This window comes from Pseudoalteromonas sp. K222D (genome assembly GCF_017653575.1).
Classification (GTDB): Bacteria; Pseudomonadota; Gammaproteobacteria; order Enterobacterales; family Alteromonadaceae; genus Pseudoalteromonas; species Pseudoalteromonas nigrifaciens.
Window position 1 is genome coordinate 66,098 of record NZ_JAGGDL010000016.1, and the last position, 17,304, is coordinate 83,401.

The 17,304-nt window shown below is 35.5% G+C and carries 15 protein-coding genes; 14 read left to right on the forward strand and 1 reads right to left on the reverse strand.

Going from position 1 to position 17,304, the window contains the following annotated elements:
• Position 1: 1 nt before the first annotated feature.
• The 14 genes from J5X91_RS09865 (at position 2) to galU (ending at position 16,271) form a co-directional block, all read left to right on the forward strand.
• Positions 2-1,210, forward strand: a complete 1,209-nt coding sequence (locus J5X91_RS09865; protein WP_208834551.1) for a glycosyltransferase — start codon at positions 2-4, stop codon at positions 1,208-1,210.
• A gap of 95 nt (positions 1,211-1,305) precedes the next feature.
• Entirely contained in the window at positions 1,306-2,325 is a 1,020-nt protein-coding gene (locus J5X91_RS09870) for an EpsG family protein (protein WP_208834554.1), read from the forward strand.
• Positions 2,326-2,336: 11 nt separating this feature from the next.
• The gene (locus tag J5X91_RS09875; protein WP_208834556.1) at positions 2,337-3,545 is read left to right on the forward strand and encodes a glycosyltransferase family 2 protein; all 1,209 of its coding nucleotides are present in this window, start codon (positions 2,337-2,339) and stop codon (positions 3,543-3,545) included.
• Entirely contained in the window at positions 3,542-4,084 is a 543-nt protein-coding gene (locus J5X91_RS09880; protein WP_208834560.1) for an acyltransferase, read from the forward strand. The genes J5X91_RS09875 and J5X91_RS09880 overlap by 4 nt, the downstream gene beginning before the upstream one ends.
• Positions 4,085-4,137: 53 nt before the next feature.
• A complete protein-coding gene (locus J5X91_RS09885) occupies positions 4,138-5,085 on the forward strand; it encodes a hypothetical protein (RefSeq protein ID WP_208834565.1) in 948 nt (315 codons plus the stop codon).
• Positions 5,086-5,242: 157 nt separating this feature from the next.
• Entirely contained in the window at positions 5,243-6,736 is a 1,494-nt protein-coding gene (locus J5X91_RS09890; protein WP_208834570.1) for a hypothetical protein, read from the forward strand.
• 13 nt (positions 6,737-6,749) lie between these two features.
• On the forward strand, positions 6,750-7,718 hold the full coding sequence (locus J5X91_RS09895; protein ID WP_208834573.1) for a glycosyltransferase family 2 protein: 969 nt from the start codon (positions 6,750-6,752) through the stop codon (positions 7,716-7,718).
• The gene (locus J5X91_RS09900; RefSeq protein ID WP_208834577.1) at positions 7,718-9,004 is read left to right on the forward strand and encodes a hypothetical protein; all 1,287 of its coding nucleotides are present in this window, start codon (positions 7,718-7,720) and stop codon (positions 9,002-9,004) included. Before J5X91_RS09895 ends, J5X91_RS09900 begins: the two co-directional genes overlap by 1 nt.
• Before the next feature lie 135 nt (positions 9,005-9,139).
• Positions 9,140-10,282, forward strand: a complete 1,143-nt coding sequence (locus J5X91_RS09905) for a glycosyltransferase (protein WP_280117909.1) — start codon at positions 9,140-9,142, stop codon at positions 10,280-10,282.
• The gene (locus J5X91_RS09910) at positions 10,275-10,874 is read left to right on the forward strand and encodes a sugar transferase (protein WP_208834587.1); all 600 of its coding nucleotides are present in this window, start codon (positions 10,275-10,277) and stop codon (positions 10,872-10,874) included. The genes J5X91_RS09905 and J5X91_RS09910 overlap by 8 nt, the downstream gene beginning before the upstream one ends.
• The gene (locus J5X91_RS09915; protein ID WP_208834590.1) at positions 10,867-11,505 is read left to right on the forward strand and encodes an acetyltransferase; all 639 of its coding nucleotides are present in this window, start codon (positions 10,867-10,869) and stop codon (positions 11,503-11,505) included. The genes J5X91_RS09910 and J5X91_RS09915 overlap by 8 nt, the downstream gene beginning before the upstream one ends.
• A 43-nt stretch (positions 11,506-11,548) precedes the next feature.
• Positions 11,549-12,727: a DegT/DnrJ/EryC1/StrS aminotransferase family protein gene (locus J5X91_RS09920; protein ID WP_208834595.1), complete on the forward strand. Its 1,179-nt coding sequence runs from the start codon at positions 11,549-11,551 to the stop codon at positions 12,725-12,727.
• A gap of 494 nt (positions 12,728-13,221) precedes the next feature.
• Positions 13,222-15,183: a nucleoside-diphosphate sugar epimerase/dehydratase gene (locus J5X91_RS09925; protein ID WP_208834598.1), complete on the forward strand. Its 1,962-nt coding sequence runs from the start codon at positions 13,222-13,224 to the stop codon at positions 15,181-15,183.
• Positions 15,184-15,389: 206 nt separating this feature from the next.
• On the forward strand, positions 15,390-16,271 hold the full coding sequence (gene galU / locus J5X91_RS09930) for a UTP--glucose-1-phosphate uridylyltransferase GalU (RefSeq protein WP_208834603.1): 882 nt from the start codon (positions 15,390-15,392) through the stop codon (positions 16,269-16,271).
• 315 nt (positions 16,272-16,586) lie between these two features.
• Here galU and istB read toward each other — a convergent pair whose 3' ends face one another.
• On the reverse strand, positions 16,587-17,177 hold the full coding sequence (gene istB, locus J5X91_RS09935; RefSeq protein WP_280117911.1) for an IS21-like element helper ATPase IstB: 591 nt from the start codon (positions 17,175-17,177) through the stop codon (positions 16,587-16,589).
• Positions 17,178-17,304: the final 127 nt, after the last annotated feature.

The following is a 17,304-nucleotide window of genomic DNA, read 5'->3' on the forward strand; positions in this document are numbered from 1 at the left end:
AATGAAAATACTGCAGATTAACTCGGTTTCAGATTATGGAAGTACAGGTCGAAATATAATAGAATTAACTCATTACTTTCATAAAAGAGGAAATAAAGTTTTTATAGCCTATGGGCATGGAAGTAGTAGCCATAGTGCTAGCCATAAGGTTGGTGGAGTTCTAGAAAATCATTTTCATAATCTATACTCTAGAGTTTTTGGGCTGCATGGATATTGTTCAAAGCAAGGAACAAGGAAGTTAATTAAATATATTGAAGATATAGATCCTGACGTAATACACCTGAATAACCTACACATTTATTATTTAAATTTCGAGCTATTGTTTCAGTTTCTAGTCAAATTCAATAAGCCAATTGTTTGGACTCTCCACGATTGCTGGGCATTTACTGGTAGGTGCTCGCATTATACTGTGGCTAAGTGTTACAAATGGCAAAGCTCTTGCACTTCACCTTGTCCTGTATTGAAAACACATACACCTAGTTTGTTTTTTGATAGAACGGATAAAATGTTTAAAGATAAAGCTCGCTGGTTTACTGCATTACCTAATGTAGAAATTGTTACTGTATCAGACTGGCTGAAAGAAGAAGTTAAAAAGTCCTATTTATCAAAATATCGCATAAGAACCATTTATAATTGGGTAGACCATGGTACTTTTAAGCAAATGGAGGTGTTAGCGTCAGACTATACAAGGTTATGTATTCCATTTGGTAAAAGAATAGTTCTTGCTATAACTGCGCACTGGGAAGGTACTAAGCTGGAAGATGTTATTAAATTGGCCGGCCTCTTAAAAAATGACCAATTACTTTTAGTTATAGGGAATTTACCTTCAAAAATAAACCTCCCTTCAAACGTAATTCATATTAAATATGTGCATAGTATTGATACATTGGTGCTGCTATATAATATTGCAGATGTTTATATCCATCTCTCAACAGAAGATACATTCGGGAAAGTAATAGTTGAAGCAATGAGTTGTGGAACTCCTGTCGTAGGGTACCAAAGTACTGCGATTCCAGAAGTTATCGGTGGTGGGAGTTGTGGTTACACTGTAGAGCCAAGAAATATAATCGCTTTTAATGAGAAAGTTCAATACATTTTGAAAGCTGGAAAATATTTTTACTCAAAAGAGTGTCGTGAAAGAGTCTTATCTGAATTTGATATAGAAAAAAACTTACATAAGTACGAACGACTTTATAAGGAAATAACATAATAATGATATTCAATCTTATTATAGTTTTTACTTTATTTCTATTGTCACTGTATTGCATGATGTACAAAAACACGGAACTAAATCGAAAGCTGTTTGTGTTCATATCAAGTGGTATACTTTTTTTACAATCTGGCCTTCGTAATGTCGGAGTAGGGGTCGACACATATGGTTATAGTATAGATTATGAAGAAACGAAACTCATAAGTTGGCATGAAACTTACTATTCTATCTTAGATTATTATATTTTAGGGGTAGGAAAGGATCCTGGCTATTTGGTGTTTAAAAAACTAATTTTAATTTTTTCAGATAATTATAACTTTTTCTTATGTGTAGTGGCAGCCTTGTTTTTTTACTCGCTCTCCAAAATTTTGTTAAATTATTTAACTTCAATAAATGAGTTATTCTTAAGTTATATTATATACGTTGTTTTATTTTTAACGTTTTACTCATTTACAGGAACTCGACAGGTCATAGCGACATCAATTGTTTTTTTTGCCTTCAACAGTTTAATGAATCGAAGAGGGTGGAGTTACTTTTTAGCAATACTTTTAGCCTCAAGCATTCATAAATCAGCACTCATAATGCTTCCTTTCTATCTTATATCACAATACGATAGGCCCGGTAGGCTAATGTTATTTAATATAATGTTATTTCCCATTCTAATGTTTTTTTCTGAACAAATGATGGGGATATTGAAAGTAGCGGGAGGTTACAAAGAATACCATAGTAACTCAAGTGCAGGAACTCCAGCTTTTACAGCTATATATTTAATGTTATGTTTCTTTTTATTATTGAAATCTAAAGAGATTTTGGAAAGCCAACCTAACTCAAAAGTTTTTTTTAATGCTGCTTCTGTCGGTTTAGTTTTTTTACCCTTATCGTGGATCAATCCTAGCGCATTGAGATTAGTGATGTATTTTTCTATATTTTTAGTTATTTTGGTTCCTGTTGTAGTGTCTTCATTTTCTATTAAGTTAGCTGGTAAAGAAATCAATAAGTATTATTTAATTATATTAGTTTTAATTGTTTTATACCTACAAAGCAGTACTGCAAATTACGATTATAGATTTTTTTGGCAAGAAATGAAATTACCTGATGTTTATTTAGGGCGTTAATAAGGATTTTTATGCAAGTTAGTAAACCATTACTCTCAATTATTATACCAACAAAAAATCGTCAAAAGTATTTATTACAATGTGTAGAACATGTTATTCAGCGCACATCATCAAAAGTAGAAGTTGTAGTTCAAGATAATAGTGATGATGACAGTCTAAGACAGCTGCTTATGAGCCATAAAAATGCTGATAAGATCAAGTACAACTACGTTAGCAAGAACTTATCCTTTGTTGAAAATTTTAGTTTAGGAGTAGAACTTTCTGATGGTAAATATCTTTGTATGATCGGAGACGATGACGGTATAAACCCCGAGTTAGAAAAAGTTGTTGAATGGGCTGATAAGAATAAAATTGAAGCAATAACACCTAATATCAGAGTAAATTACATTTGGCCTGATACAGGTGTACCCTACTACAAGACAGATAATGGAAATTTAATGATAATTCCTTTTAGGAATAATGTGAATTTTCATAATCCAAAATTAGAAATTGAAAAACTTCTATATATGGGAGGGCAAAACTATTTAAAATTAAAGATGGCTAAGGTATATCATGGCGTTGTTACTAGAGCTGCCATGGATAGAGTTAAAGATATAACAGGTGTATATTTCGGGGGAATGTCTCCTGATATATACAGTAGTACCGCTTTGTCTCTTGTTGTAGAGCAAGTTCTAAGTATTGATTATCCTTTAACTATTCCTGGAGTGTGCAGCAACAGCGGTGCAGGTAAGTCTTCAACGAATAGACATCATGGTAAATTTTCAGACTCCCCCTTTTTATCAGGGCATGCAAATTATTCGTGGAGTGAAAAAGTTCCAAAATTTTATAGCGTAGAGACAATGTGGGCTGATTCATTTCTAGCAGCTTTAAAAGACATGAATCGTCCTGATTTAATAGACAAATTCAACGTTGAAATGATTTCGGCATACTGTCTGGATAAATATCCTCAGTTCAAAGATGTAGTTGAGTGCACACTTGACAAAGAGGGGGATGCAGATACTACAAAATTGAATTCACTGAGTGCATATATAAAAGGACCTCTTAACGATATGAGGTCAAGGGCTCTAAATAAAATGTTCTATTTATTCAACAGAAAAGTATTGCTAAGTAACGTTAGTAACATAGATGCAGCATATAGATGCTTAGATAATTATCTCACAAGAAAAAAATATAGAGTTGAAACTTGCCTGAATTCACGGATTTTAAAAGGAAAAGAATGAAACTAATATCCTACATAGATCGAGCTCTAAATAAAGCAATTCGTTTTTATAGGTTGAACACATTTAAATCTAAAGTTTTAAACCTAGGGCGTAACCCTAATGTGTTAGGGGTAGTGCATGTAAACGCTACGCAAGTATCTATTGGTGATAACGTAACAATTTACCCTGATGTTTATTTTTGGGGAGATGGTGAGATCATTATAGGAAATAATGTTGATTTAGGAATGGGAACTATTATTTTTTCGAAAAATAAGGTTGTAATAGGGGATAATACATCCATAGCTGCACATTGCTATATTATAGATAGTAATCACGGAATTTCTAAAAGTGCACTAATTAGAGAGCAACCTTTAGATGTTGCTAAAAATGGTATAATTATAGGTGAAGATGTTTGGATCTCAGCAGGTTCTAAAATAATAAAAGGTGCAAAAATTAATAAAGGAGCTGTAATTGGTGCGATGAGCTTAGTAAATAGTGATATCTGTGAATACGAAATAGCAGCTGGGATACCAGCGAAAAAAATTAAAGAGCGTCAATAATAGCATTGTTAATAAAGTATTTTTTATAACCTAAGTAATTGAGATTTGAGTTAATGAAACCATATAATATTGATATTCCAGTACTGATACTTTTTTTCGTTAGGCCTGAGCAGTTAAATAAAGTTTTTGAAGCAATCAAAGAAGCTAGACCATCAAAGCTATATCTTTTTCAGGATGGACCCAGGGCTGGAAACCTAGAAGATATATCCAAAATTGAAGAATGTAGAAAAATCGTTGCGAATATAGATTGGGATTGTGAAGTGCATAGATCATACCAGAGCAAAAACTTTGGATGTGATCCTTCGAATTACATGGCTCAAAAGTGGATGTTTAGCCATGAAGAGTACGGAATGGTGTTTGAAGACGATAGTGTACCAGCTCAAAGTTTTTTCCCATTTTGTAAAGAGCTTTTAGAGAAGTATAAATATGATACCCGAATGGGAATGATATGTGGTATGAACAACTTAGGTACAGTTGAAAGTCCTTACTCTTACGTATTCTCTCAATCGGGTTCGATATGGGGGTGGGCTACTTGGCGAAGGACTGTTGAGCTATGGGATGAAAACTATTCTTGGTTGGATGATTTAGATTGCTTAAGTAAATTACAGAGCTCAATGGATAAAGAACTGTATAACCTATTCATAAAGTCAGCAAAAAATCATAGGCAATCAGGTAAGGCCCATTATGAGAGTATCTTAGGGGCTGCAATATTTTTAAATAACCTTTTGAATATTATTCCGCATAAAAATATGATCTCGAATGTAGGTATTGCAAGTGAGTCTACTCATGCCGTGGATAATATCAAGAAGTTACCTAGAGGGATTCGAAGATTATTTTTTATGAAAACCTATGAATTGGACTTTCCCTTGAAGCATCCTAAATATATACAGAATGACATGACGTTCAAAAAAAATATTGATAATTTAATGGGTAATGGCCAACCAGTTAAAAGGTTATTTAGGAGATTAGAGAGTTTTATTTATCGATTGGTAAGAAACTGATCTTTGTATAAAGCGTTTTTATTTGCTTGCAGTTCAATAAAATTCAAATGTTTTTTGCCTTTAAGAGCCTTTAAGAGCCTTTAAAATAAAAACTTTTAATATTATAGGTCATTTCAGTATTGCTATTAGTATATAGCTCTATAGTTAAAGTGGTTTTATGAGTGAACAAATTAAGTTCGGTGCCCTTTTATCATATGGCACAATTGTTTTTAGCGTTGTTGCTGGGATAATTTATACCCCATGGTTGGTTAGTGAGATTGGGATGTCAGAATATGGTATTTATGTTCTGGCTATGTCAGTTTTGACTTACTTCAGTTTTGATTTTGGTTTAGGGGAGGCTGTTGCACGTTATGTTGCAAAATATAGATCTCAAGGCGAGCATAAAAAAATTAGCGCGTTATTGGGATTAACTGCAAAAATCTATTTTTTGGGGAATCTATTAGTATTACTGGGGTTAATAGTCTTTTATTTTTTCATAGATGGTTTCTTTACAGAGTTAAGTCTTCAGGAAGTATCAACATTTAAAGAAATATATATAGTTTCAGGCTTTTTTATAGTAGTTTCATTTCAATTCCTTCCCATAAATGGCGTTTTACTTGCTTATGAGAAGTTTGTATTACTTAAATCGCTAGATTTATTTGTAAAAGTATCAACAATAATGTTGATGGTTGTTGCCATATTACTTGGTCATAAAGTATTTGCCTTAGTTACTATCAATATATTAATTGGTTCAGTGGTCATTATTTTTAAAGTGATATATTTAATCAGATATACTCCTGTTGGCATATCATTTACTTCTACTGAGCCAGGGCTTTTGAAAGATATGGCAGGGTTCACTGGTTGGACCACGCTTACTTTGCTAGCGCAAAGGTTGCTAATGAGCTTAGCACCAACTATCTTAGCTGTATACTCAGGGTCACAACAAATAGCTATTTTTGCAATTGGGATGCTAATTGAAGGATATGTCTGGACTTTTGCGAACGCATTAAATGGATTGTTTTTAGCTAGGGTAACAGGGCTAGCCTCAGAGCAAAATGGGGTTGATAAAATTACAAGATTGATGGTAGTTGTTGGGCGTATGCAGCTAATTTTGATTAGCTCATTATGTATTGGGCTTGTTTTTTTTGGGGCTGAATTTATTAATTTATGGATGGGGAATGGTTTTTCCGAGTCTTATATAGTGATGTTGCTGCTTGTGTTACCTACTATAATCTCAGTTACACAACAAATAGCTAGTACACATTTAGTTGTAAATAATAAGATCCGTCTTCAATCTATACTGTTTATGATATCTTCAGCTTTTGGCTTGTCTATATCTTTATTCCTGGTTGAAGATCTCGGAGCTATCGGGGTTGCTACTGGTATAATGATAGCAACAATTTTAGGCAAAATTGTTGTTCCTAACTTTATATTTAATAAATATTTAGATATAAATTTGATTTACTTCTTTAAAGAAACTTACTTCAAACTTGCAATCCCATTATTACTTTCAATTTCAACTGCTTGGGTAATATCAGTTTCTATCCCAGAAAGTAACTTTATTTTATTTGTAATTAAATCGCTACTTTTTCTATTCGCGTATGGAGTCATCATATGGTTATTGGGGATTAATAAAGAAGAAAAAAATCAACTGGCTAAGTTATTTCAATGAGGCAAAGGCTATTATGAAAAATAAAGAATCTCCACTCGTAAGCATTATAATCCCTGTTTATAATGTCGAAAAATATTTGCGAAGGTGTTTGGAGAGTGTTAGTAGCCAAAGCTACGATAATTTAGAAGTTATTTTAGTTAACGATGGCTCAACAGATAGGACACCTAGGATTTGTGATGAATTTTCAAAATCAGACTTAAGGTTTAATGTCATACACAAGTCAAATGGTGGGCAGTCAGAAGCCAGAAACTTTGGTTTAAACAGATCTAGTGGAGAATATATAACATTTATCGATAGTGATGACTTTGTTCATAAAGAATATGTTGGCAACATGTTAACAATCGCTACTTCTTTAAGTTACGACATAGTGCAATGCGATTATGAATATGGATCTGGGAGCAGTTTTACTTCAAATCAAAAGCATTTTTCAGAGACTAAATGGAGGGCAGATGAATTGATTGCAAATTCTAAATATAAGTTAACTGTCTGGGCAAAATTATTCAAGAGCGAAATATTCAAGGATATAAGATTCCCTGTTAAACAAGCCTACGAAGATAATGCAACATATTATCTGTTCCTTAACGCTGCCACTAATGTAGCTATTACTAATAGGAAGCTTTACTACTACTTTAACAGGGCCGGTAGTACAATGAATTCCAATTATGAATATTATCCTGATGATTTTATAGAGATATTTAATAAACAAATAGAGTTCTTCAGTAAGAATGGTAAGCAGAAAATGTTTAACGACTCTATAATTAAGTTTTGTTTGGCTTTAATATTATTTTATACAAAATGCAAGACAACCAAAGGAAATAGAAATAACTTAAATAAGTTAACTCTTACATTTAATCACAATCTTAGGAAGTTAAAACCAAGTAATATTAAAGAGTTACGAGTAAAGATTATATTGTTAGGCTTCCGCTTTTCACCTTCTGTAGCTTCAAAGCTTATTCAACTATTTAAAAAAGATATTTACTAATGAAAGTATTAATTTTATCAGATGAAGTATGGAATGATGACTTACACGGTAATAACGTCTTGAGTAATTGGTTTGATGGATCAAATTTAGAATTAGCTAACTTATACTGTAGCCCTGGATTACCTAAAAATAATTGCTGTAAACTTTATTTTCAAGTTACCGACAGTATGATGTTTTTTAGCCTTTTAGGTAGAAAAGCAGGTGAAAAGTTTAACCTGGATGATACCCCAAAAATAAAAGAATCCAATCTAGTGGCTGATCATGAGCCTAAAATTTATAGTTTTTTGAGGGCGGTATCAAAAAACACAGAGTTTTTTAGGTTTGCCAGAGAGCTCATATGGTCGCTAGGAGGTTATAATACATCCGAAATAAAGTCTTTTATTGAAGATTTTAATCCTGATGTTATTTTCTCTACAAGAAGAGGAACGTTAAAGTTTCTTCGTCTTGAAAGAGTTATTAAAAAATTATCAAATAAGCCATTAATTGCTTTTACTGCTGATGATGAATATTCTACTGATTTAATTAGTTACTCTCCTCTCTTTTGGTTAAGTAGATACTTTTATCGTTACATGTTTCGGAAGCAAGTGCATCTTTACTCTAGCTATTGTTTTTTTTCAGAAGATCAAGCTAAGTATTATCAGGAGGAGTTTAATTTACGAACTCATTTATTACTTAAAGGGGGGGAGTTTAAAGATTATGATTCTTCTAAAAGTGTAGGCAGACCTATTAGACTGATTTATGCAGGAAAATTGTATGTAGGCAGATGGCAAACACTATCAAAAATTAGAAGTGCATTATCCCTTATTAATACAAATGGATTGAAAATTGTATTAGACATTTATACTAAAGATTTAGTTAGCCATGAACAATACACTCAACTCCATGATGGCTTAAATAGCTATATAAGAGGAGGTGTTTCTGCTGATGAATTACAGAGTGTCTATTGCAATGCTGATATTGCATTACATGTTGAATCTTTTGATAAAGTAAACAGTGCACTTGTTAAGTATTCATTCTCAACCAAAATAATTGATTGTATGTCTAGTGGTTGTGCTGTAATGGCTATATCCTCCCCTTCAAATGCAGGGTATAAATATCTAAAAACAAACGATTTAGCCTTTTGTGTAGAAGCAATATGTGAAATCGAGAGTGAACTCCGTAAAATAGCAAGTAATCCATTTCTTATTAGCGAATATAAAGAAAAAGTATGGAAGATTGGATCTAAAAAACACGATAAAAAATCTACATTAAACCAGTTATTAGGAATATTAAAATCGGCCTTTTAGAGCTTATTAATATAAATAGAAACTATGATATCTGGCTTTTAGAGTTAAATACCTACAGGTATTTATCGTAATTTAGTTTCGTATTACTAATGTGCTGACGGAATATCATACAATTTATATGGAGCTATTAAGATAATGAAATTATGTCATATATTCACATCCTCCCAATCCGCCTACTGTTTTATGGATGGTCAATTCCAATATATGGTTAGTCAAGGTATAGTAATTACTGTACTTATACCTGATGATGGGTTTTACAACCAGCTTGTAAGTAAATACCCTATGGTTAAATTTATTAGATCACCTATTGTTCGCAATATCTCATTTTTTAATGACTTTAAAGCCTTACTCTTTTTTACGTTCTTTTTATTAAAATTTCGGTTTGATATAATTCACCTACATACACCTAAGGCAGGGTTGTTAGGTGGGCTTGCAGCAAGAATTACTTTTTGCTCTAATATTGTCTTCCAGTTACATGGTTTAGTATCTGTCAAGGGAGGGGTAGTTAAAAAAAATATTACTTATTTTATGGAAAAGCTATCACTCAAATTAGCCCATAAAGTATTAGCGGTAAGTCCCAGTTTAATGGAGTTTTGTATTGACAATAAATTATGTACTAATAAAAAAATTGTCGTATTGAATAATGGTACAGTCAATGGAATTGACATACATAAAAAGTTTAATTCTACTCTTGTCAAACCTAGGGCTGCTGAGCTTAAATGTAAACTAAACCTTCAGGAAAAGTTTGTTTTGGGGTTCTTAGGCCGAATTAATATTGACAAAGGCATTATTGATATTATAGCTTGCTTTAAAGAAGTTAATAAGAGACATGAAAATGCTTATTTATTACTTGTAGGTAATAATGAAATTGGACAAAACTTATTTAATTTATTATTGGATTTACCACAAGATACTTACAAAATTATTCCGCATGTTGACGACCCTGCACCTTACTTATCAATGTTTGATATACAGTTGTGCCCAAGTTATCGAGAAGGATTTGGTTTAGTTTTCGCTGAAGCATCTGCTTTAGGCACTCCAAGTGTTGCCTACGATGTATTTGGTGTTTCTGACTCTATAATAAATAGTGAAACTGGAACTTTAGTTAATTTTGGTGATATAGAGGCTTTGCAATTTAGTGTGCTAAATTATATTGATAATCCAAGTTTACTTTCATTACACTCTGCAGCTGGAATAAGTTATGTCGCAGACAAGTTTCAACAGCAACCTTTACTAGATGAGCAGTTACAGTTTTATAAGGCACTATTCCATGGCTAAAAAGCTCTTTGATTTCATGATCGCTTTCAGTTGCGTTATTCTTTTATTTCCAATCATTTTGACTGTTGCTCTATTAATTCGCTTTAAGTTAGGCTCACCTATTTTATTTACTCAAGATCGCCCAGGTTTAAATGGAAAAGTATTTAAAATGATGAAGTTTAGAAGTATGCTTAATAGTAAAGATATGCAGGGTAACTTGCTGCCTGATAATGAGCGTATGACAAGCTTTGGTACGTTTTTACGCTCTACTAGCTTAGACGAACTACCTGGTTTATTTAATGTATTAAAAGGGGATATGAGCTTAGTAGGCCCACGGCCTTTATTAGTGCAGTATTTACCTCTGTATAGTACTGAACAAGCGCGCCGACATAATGTACGACCAGGTATTACAGGTTGGGCACAGGTGAATGGTCGTAATGCTATTAGCTGGGATGAAAAATTTAAACTCGATGTTTGGTATGTAGATAATCAAAGCTTTTTACTCGACTTAAAAATATTATTGCTTACCGTAAAAAAAGTGTTTGTGCGTGAAGGCATAAGTGCTGACGGCCATGTGACTATAGAAACATTTAAAGGCTCTAATAATGATTAAAGAGTTGGCTATAGTTGGTGCAAGCGGTCATGGCAAAGTGATTGCTGATATTGCAGAGCAGCTTGGTTTTATAGTTAACTTTTATGATGACGCTTATCCCAGTAAAACACATATTGAACACTGGCCAATACACGGTACATGCGCTGATTTAATAGCCCTAAATAATACAAAGACCACGTTGAGTAATGACGTTGTAGTTGCGATAGGTAATAATGAAATCCGCCAACAAAAAATACAGCTATTACAACAAAACAGTTTTAATCTTATTACCTTAATTCATCCAACAGCAGTTATAAGTCAATATTCTAAGATAGCGCCGGGCACAGTGATTTTTGCAGGTGCTATTATTAACGCTTTTGCGAACGTAGGTGCTGGGTGTATTATCAATACTGCCGCTGTTGTTGAGCATGATTGCAGCATTGATGATTTTAGCCATATTTGCCCTAATGTAGCTTTAGCCGGCGGTGTATCTGTTGGCGCTAAAAGCTGGGTTGGTATTGGCAGTCAAGTAAAACAATTAATAACCATTGGTGATAATTGTTTAATAGGCGCAGGTAGTACAGTTGTTAAAAATATACCTGATAATGTAACAGCGTTTGGCTCTCCCGCTGTTGTAATAAAAAATCACTAAAATACTTTTATGATCTTTTCTATACCGAATAAATAGGAATACGATGTTAAATACCCCATTTTCTCCTTGGCCTAGCTTTACGCAAGAAGAAGCCGATGCCGTAAGTAGTGTTGTGCTTTCAAATAAAGTTAATTACTGGACCGGTACTGAAGGTCGTGAGTTCGAAAAAGAGTTTGCTAGTTGGGCTGATAGTGAATATGCCATAGCTTTAGGTAATGGCACACTAGCGCTCGATATTGCTTTAAAAGCATTAAATGTAGGGACCGATGATGAAGTTATCACGACACCACGTACATTTTTAGCGTCTGCCTCAAGCATTGTTACCTCTGGTGCTGCACCTGTTTTTGCAGATGTGGATTTAAATAGCCAGGCAATTACAGCAGCTAGTATTAAAGCCGTACTTACACCGAAAACTAAAGCCGTGATAGTAGTACATTTAGCAGGTATGCCCGCTGAAATGGACGACATAATGACGTTAAGTAAAGAATATGGCTTTTATGTAATTGAAGACTGCGCCCAAGCGCATGGTGCAAAATATAAAGGTCGCTCAGTGGGTAGCATTGGCCATGTTGGTGCGTGGAGTTTCTGCCAAGATAAAATTATGACTACCGGCGGAGAAGGTGGCATGGTAACTACTAACTCAAAAGAGTTATGGTCAACTATGTGGAGCTATAAAGATCACGGTAAAAGCTTTGATGCTATTTATAACCGTGAGCACCCACCAGGATTTAGATGGTTACACGAAAGCTTTGGTACCAATTGGCGCATGACCGAAATACAAGCTGTACTAGGACGTATTCAACTAACGCGTATGAGTGACTGGACTGCAAAACGTCAAGCATATGGTGCTGAGCTAGATAAAGCTGCCAGTGAATTTGACTGTATTCGTTTAGTAACAGTGCCAAGCTACATTGAACACGCAGAATATAAACACTATATGTTTGTTAAGCCGGAGCAACTAGCTGAAGGCTGGGATCGCGACCGTATAGTGAATGAAATTGTAGAGCGCGGTGTACCATGTTTTCAGGGAAGTTGCTCTGAGGTGTACCTAGAGAAAGCATTTGATAATACCCCATGGCGTCCAGAAAAACGCTTACCTAATGCAGTAGAGCTAGGCGAAACATCATTGATGTTTTTAGTGCACCCAACGCTTACTGAAGCTGAAATAGCTAAAACAACACAAGTGATGAAAGAAGTATTCGCGTTGGCATCTAAATCTTAAAGGTGCGATTAACTCTCAGCTTATAATTGTGAGTAAATAATGACAAATATAAGCTGTAGTCGCCGTTTTGAGTTTATGCATTGATATTTGCTTATGAAGTGTGAGGTTGGCTTAACGCGGGTTGTAGAATTCCTATTAGATAAAGAATTTTATAGCACGTAAGCGTAATCCCCGAATTGTAATATCTATTGGGTCTAAATGTCGGGTGATTTTAACGCATTAATTTAAATGCACTATTTCTTGAAGAGTGTCTCGTGTGAGACACTCTTGAGACAGTTTTAAGGCATTGTTTACTGCACCAATAGTCACATTACTTATATATTTTAACTGTCTCAATTAAGCGCTTAAGCTCTAACGGCTCTACAAGCGTGTAACAAATAAATCATCATTTAAGACTAATTACATTAATGAGTTTTTTGTTATAGTTATATTATTGTTAACTTCAAACCTCATCATGGGTTATGCCCTTTAATTGAACCGCAAAGGAACGTGTTATGGATAGCTTTATCCGCTCAATTATTAATGCCCCGCGTGCTAAAAAGCGTGTTATTACTTTATGTATCGATTCACTTTTTATAGCAGCCGCCTTTTGGTTGGCGTTAATAGTAAGGCTTGATAGCTTAGAGCCATTAAGTGTTACTAGTAATTGGTTATTATTAATACTTTTAATTCCCATTAGTTTATATACGTTTATTAGCTTGGGCTTGTATCGCGCTGTTTTGCGGTATATGAACTCACAAGCAGTATGGGCCATTATACTCGGTACGCTTATAACCACCGTAAGTTTGGTTTTATTAGCATTTTTTGTTGGTATAGATATACCACGTACTATGCCATTTATTTTTGCTTGGCTATGTTTATTAACCGTAGGTGGTTCACGTATTATAGTGCGCGCACTGATAGGAAGAATGACCACCAGCAACAAAGATGCGGTTATTATTTATGGTGCAGGCTCGTCGGGGCGTCAATTAGCGACTGCTTTAAATGCAGGCCCTGAGTATTTTGTCAGTGCGTTTATTGACGACGACGTGACAAAACATGGCTCTATAATACAAGGCATACCGGTACGTGCGTTTAATGACATACATGAATTAATAAAAAAACGTAAGGCAACCAAAGTGCTGCTTGCTATGCCTAGTGAAACACGTGCAAGGCGCAAAGAAGTACTCGCACAACTTGAGCCATTAACCATTAAAGTACTTTCGATCCCGGGCATGGCCGATATTGTTGAAGGTAAAGCGAAGCTTTCTGAATTTAGAGATGTTGAAATTGAAGATTTACTAGGGCGCGACCCAGTAACTCCTAAAGATGATTTAATGACCGCCAATATAACAGAGAAAGTAGTCATGGTTACTGGTGCGGGTGGCTCAATCGGTTCAGAACTGTGTAGACAAATAGTTAAACTCAAACCAACTAAATTGGTTTTGTTTGAGCGCAGTGAAATTGCCCTTTATTCAATTGAAAAAGAGCTGGGTGAATACATAACTAACAACACACTAAATATTCAACTCATCCCCATTATGGGCTCAGTACAACGTGTAAACCGCCTTGAAACGGTAATGAGAACTTTTGGTGTGCAAACCATCTACCATGCCGCTGCTTATAAGCATGTGCCATTGGTTGAGCACAATGTAGTAGAAGGTGTACGTAATAATGTATTTGGTACGTACTACGCCGCCAAAGCAGCTGTTGAGGCTAACGTAGATACCTTTGTATTGATTTCTACTGATAAGGCCGTACGCCCGACAAATGTAATGGGCGCGACTAAACGTATGGCCGAGCTAGTGTTGCAAGGCTTAGCACAAGAGCAAGGAGCTAAACACCAAACACGTTTTTGTATGGTACGCTTCGGTAATGTGCTTGGCTCAAGTGGATCAGTAGTACCATTATTTCGCCGCCAAATAAAAGAAGGTGGCCCAATAACACTTACTCACCCTGATATAACTCGTTACTTTATGACTATTCCCGAAGCTGCACAGCTAGTAATACAAGCAGGCGCTATGGGCAAGGGCGGTGATGTATTCGTACTTGATATGGGCGACTCGGTAAAAATAAGTGATTTGGCAACTAAAATGGTTAGATTGTCGGGCCTCGAAATTAAAACAGATGATACCCCGCATGGTGATATTGAAATTAAATGTACCGGTTTACGCCCAGGTGAAAAGCTGTATGAAGAGCTATTAATAGGCGATAACGTAGAGCAAACACCGCATGAGCGTATAATGACCGCACATGAAGTAATGCTGCCGCTCACTGAGCTTAATGTATTTATTGATGCGCTTGATATTGCCTGCCATAACTTTGAGCACGAAAAAATTCGTCAGCTATTACTCGATGCACCAACTGGCTTTAATCCCACTGATGGTATTTGTGATTTAGTGTGGAATGCCAGACTTGAAAATGAATCTGAAGGTGACACTGAAAGCGTAAGTAATGTTGTTAATTTAAGTAAGTAATTAACTTATGGTTTCAAACCACCGGTATCAGGTAGAAATTAAAAAAGCACCGAGCTCCATTTGAGCTCGGTGCTTTTTAGTTATTAAACCTACTGTTTACATTACATATCACCTTTAAAAAGATTAAATATATTCAGCTTAGATATATTACTGAGCTGGTAATTTATAAAGATATTAAAACGATTAATTAAATTAAAGGACTATTTGTGAAAGCTGTTATCCCCGTTGCCGGTTTAGGCACTCGTATGTTACCTATGACCAAAGCGATTCCTAAAGAAATGCTACCGTTGGTTGATAAGCCTCTTATTCAATATATAGTAAATGAGTGTGTTGCTGCAGGCATTAAAGAAATTGTATTAGTAACGCACAGCTCTAAAAATGCGATCGAAAACCACTTTGATACTAGCTTTGAACTAGAAGCTACGCTTGAAAAGCGCGTTAAACGTGTTTTACTTGATGAAGTACGCTCTATTTGCCCACCCGATGTAACCATTATGCATGTACGTCAAGGCGAAGCTAAAGGCTTAGGCCATGCTGTATTGTGCGCCAAGCCTATTATTGGTGATGACGATTTTGTAGTGGTATTACCCGATGTAATCCTCGATGCTTATACCGCAAATCAAAAAACACAAAACTTGGCAGCTATGATCAAGCGTTTTAATGAAACGCAAGCAAGCCAAATTATGCTTGAACCTGTAGCACAGGAAGATGTGAGCAAATACGGTATTGCTGATATTAACGGTGTAGAACTAACCCCAGGTGAAAGCGCCGCTATTAATGCCATGGTTGAAAAGCCAGCCACAGAGTTAGCTCCTTCAAACTTAGCGGTTGTTGGTCGTTATGTATTAAGTAAAAATATTTGGCCACTACTGGCTAAAACACACGTTGGCGCGGGTGGCGAAATTCAACTTACTGATGCGATTGATGCGCTAATAGCACAGGAAACAGTAGAAGCGTTTCATATGAGCGGCCGCTCACATGACTGTGGCGACAAACTCGGTTATTTAAAAGCTATTGTAGAATACAGCATGCGCCATGAAAGTTTAGGTGATGAGTTTACTGAACATTTAAAATCGCTTGTAAATTAGGGTTGGCTGTAAAAAAATAATTGCAGCCACTTTTTGTAGTTCAGAAAAACACCCGTTTAACTACTAAAAACTATAACGCATAAATCATATCAGCCTGTTACTTAACGGGCTGATATGATATTTACTTACCTAAATTAAACCTCGCCAAATAGCCATTTAACATTAATCGTCGTTGCCACGAGGAACAGTGTAACTTCCACACTCACCGTTATCTAAATCAATAAAGGTAATAGGCTGCTCACTCTCCATAGTTATCTAGCGTCAATTAACTTGGCCGGTTCCGCGTCAATTATCTTGGCCGGTTGACACCGAATTTTATTTGCTCTTATTGAGCGCTGTTTTGCGTCGGTAACTTTCACCTTCGCAATGAATAATCGTTGCATGATGAACCAAGCGATCGATTGCCGCGACAGTCATCGTTGAGTCATCAAATAGTTCATCCCATTGTTCGAATGATTTGTTTGATGTGATGATCATGCTGTGTCGCTCATAGCGATGGGCTATCAATTCAAACAGCACACTCGTTTCCTGTTCCGTTTTTCGAACGTAACCAACGTCATCAACGATTAATAAGCTGTATTTATCGAGCTTTACAAGCTCATCTTGCAAGCGCAAGTGTCGCTTTGCTTGCTGGAGTTGTTGAACAATCGCTGACGCGGCAACAAACTTAATTTTATGGCCTTGTTCGATAAGGCCATAACCGATGCTACTGGCGATATGCGTTTTACCAAGACCACTGGCGCCAAATAACAATATATTGCCACCGTGCTTCAACCAATCCGGCTGAGTTATTAAATCAGCAACAAGGGGCTTACTCACCCCATCAACAAGGGTAAAGTCGAAGCTGCTAAGGTGTTTACCCACTGGCAATTTTGCATCTTTTAAAAGCCGCTGGCAATTTTGCATCTTTTAAAAGCCGCTGAAGGCGTTTATTATCGCGTGTCGCAAGTTCAATACGGAGTTTTTCAAGTTAGTTGTCGCATCAAATTAAATTTTATGCCGCCCGCATTGCTTCTTTTTTCTCTGGATTTAA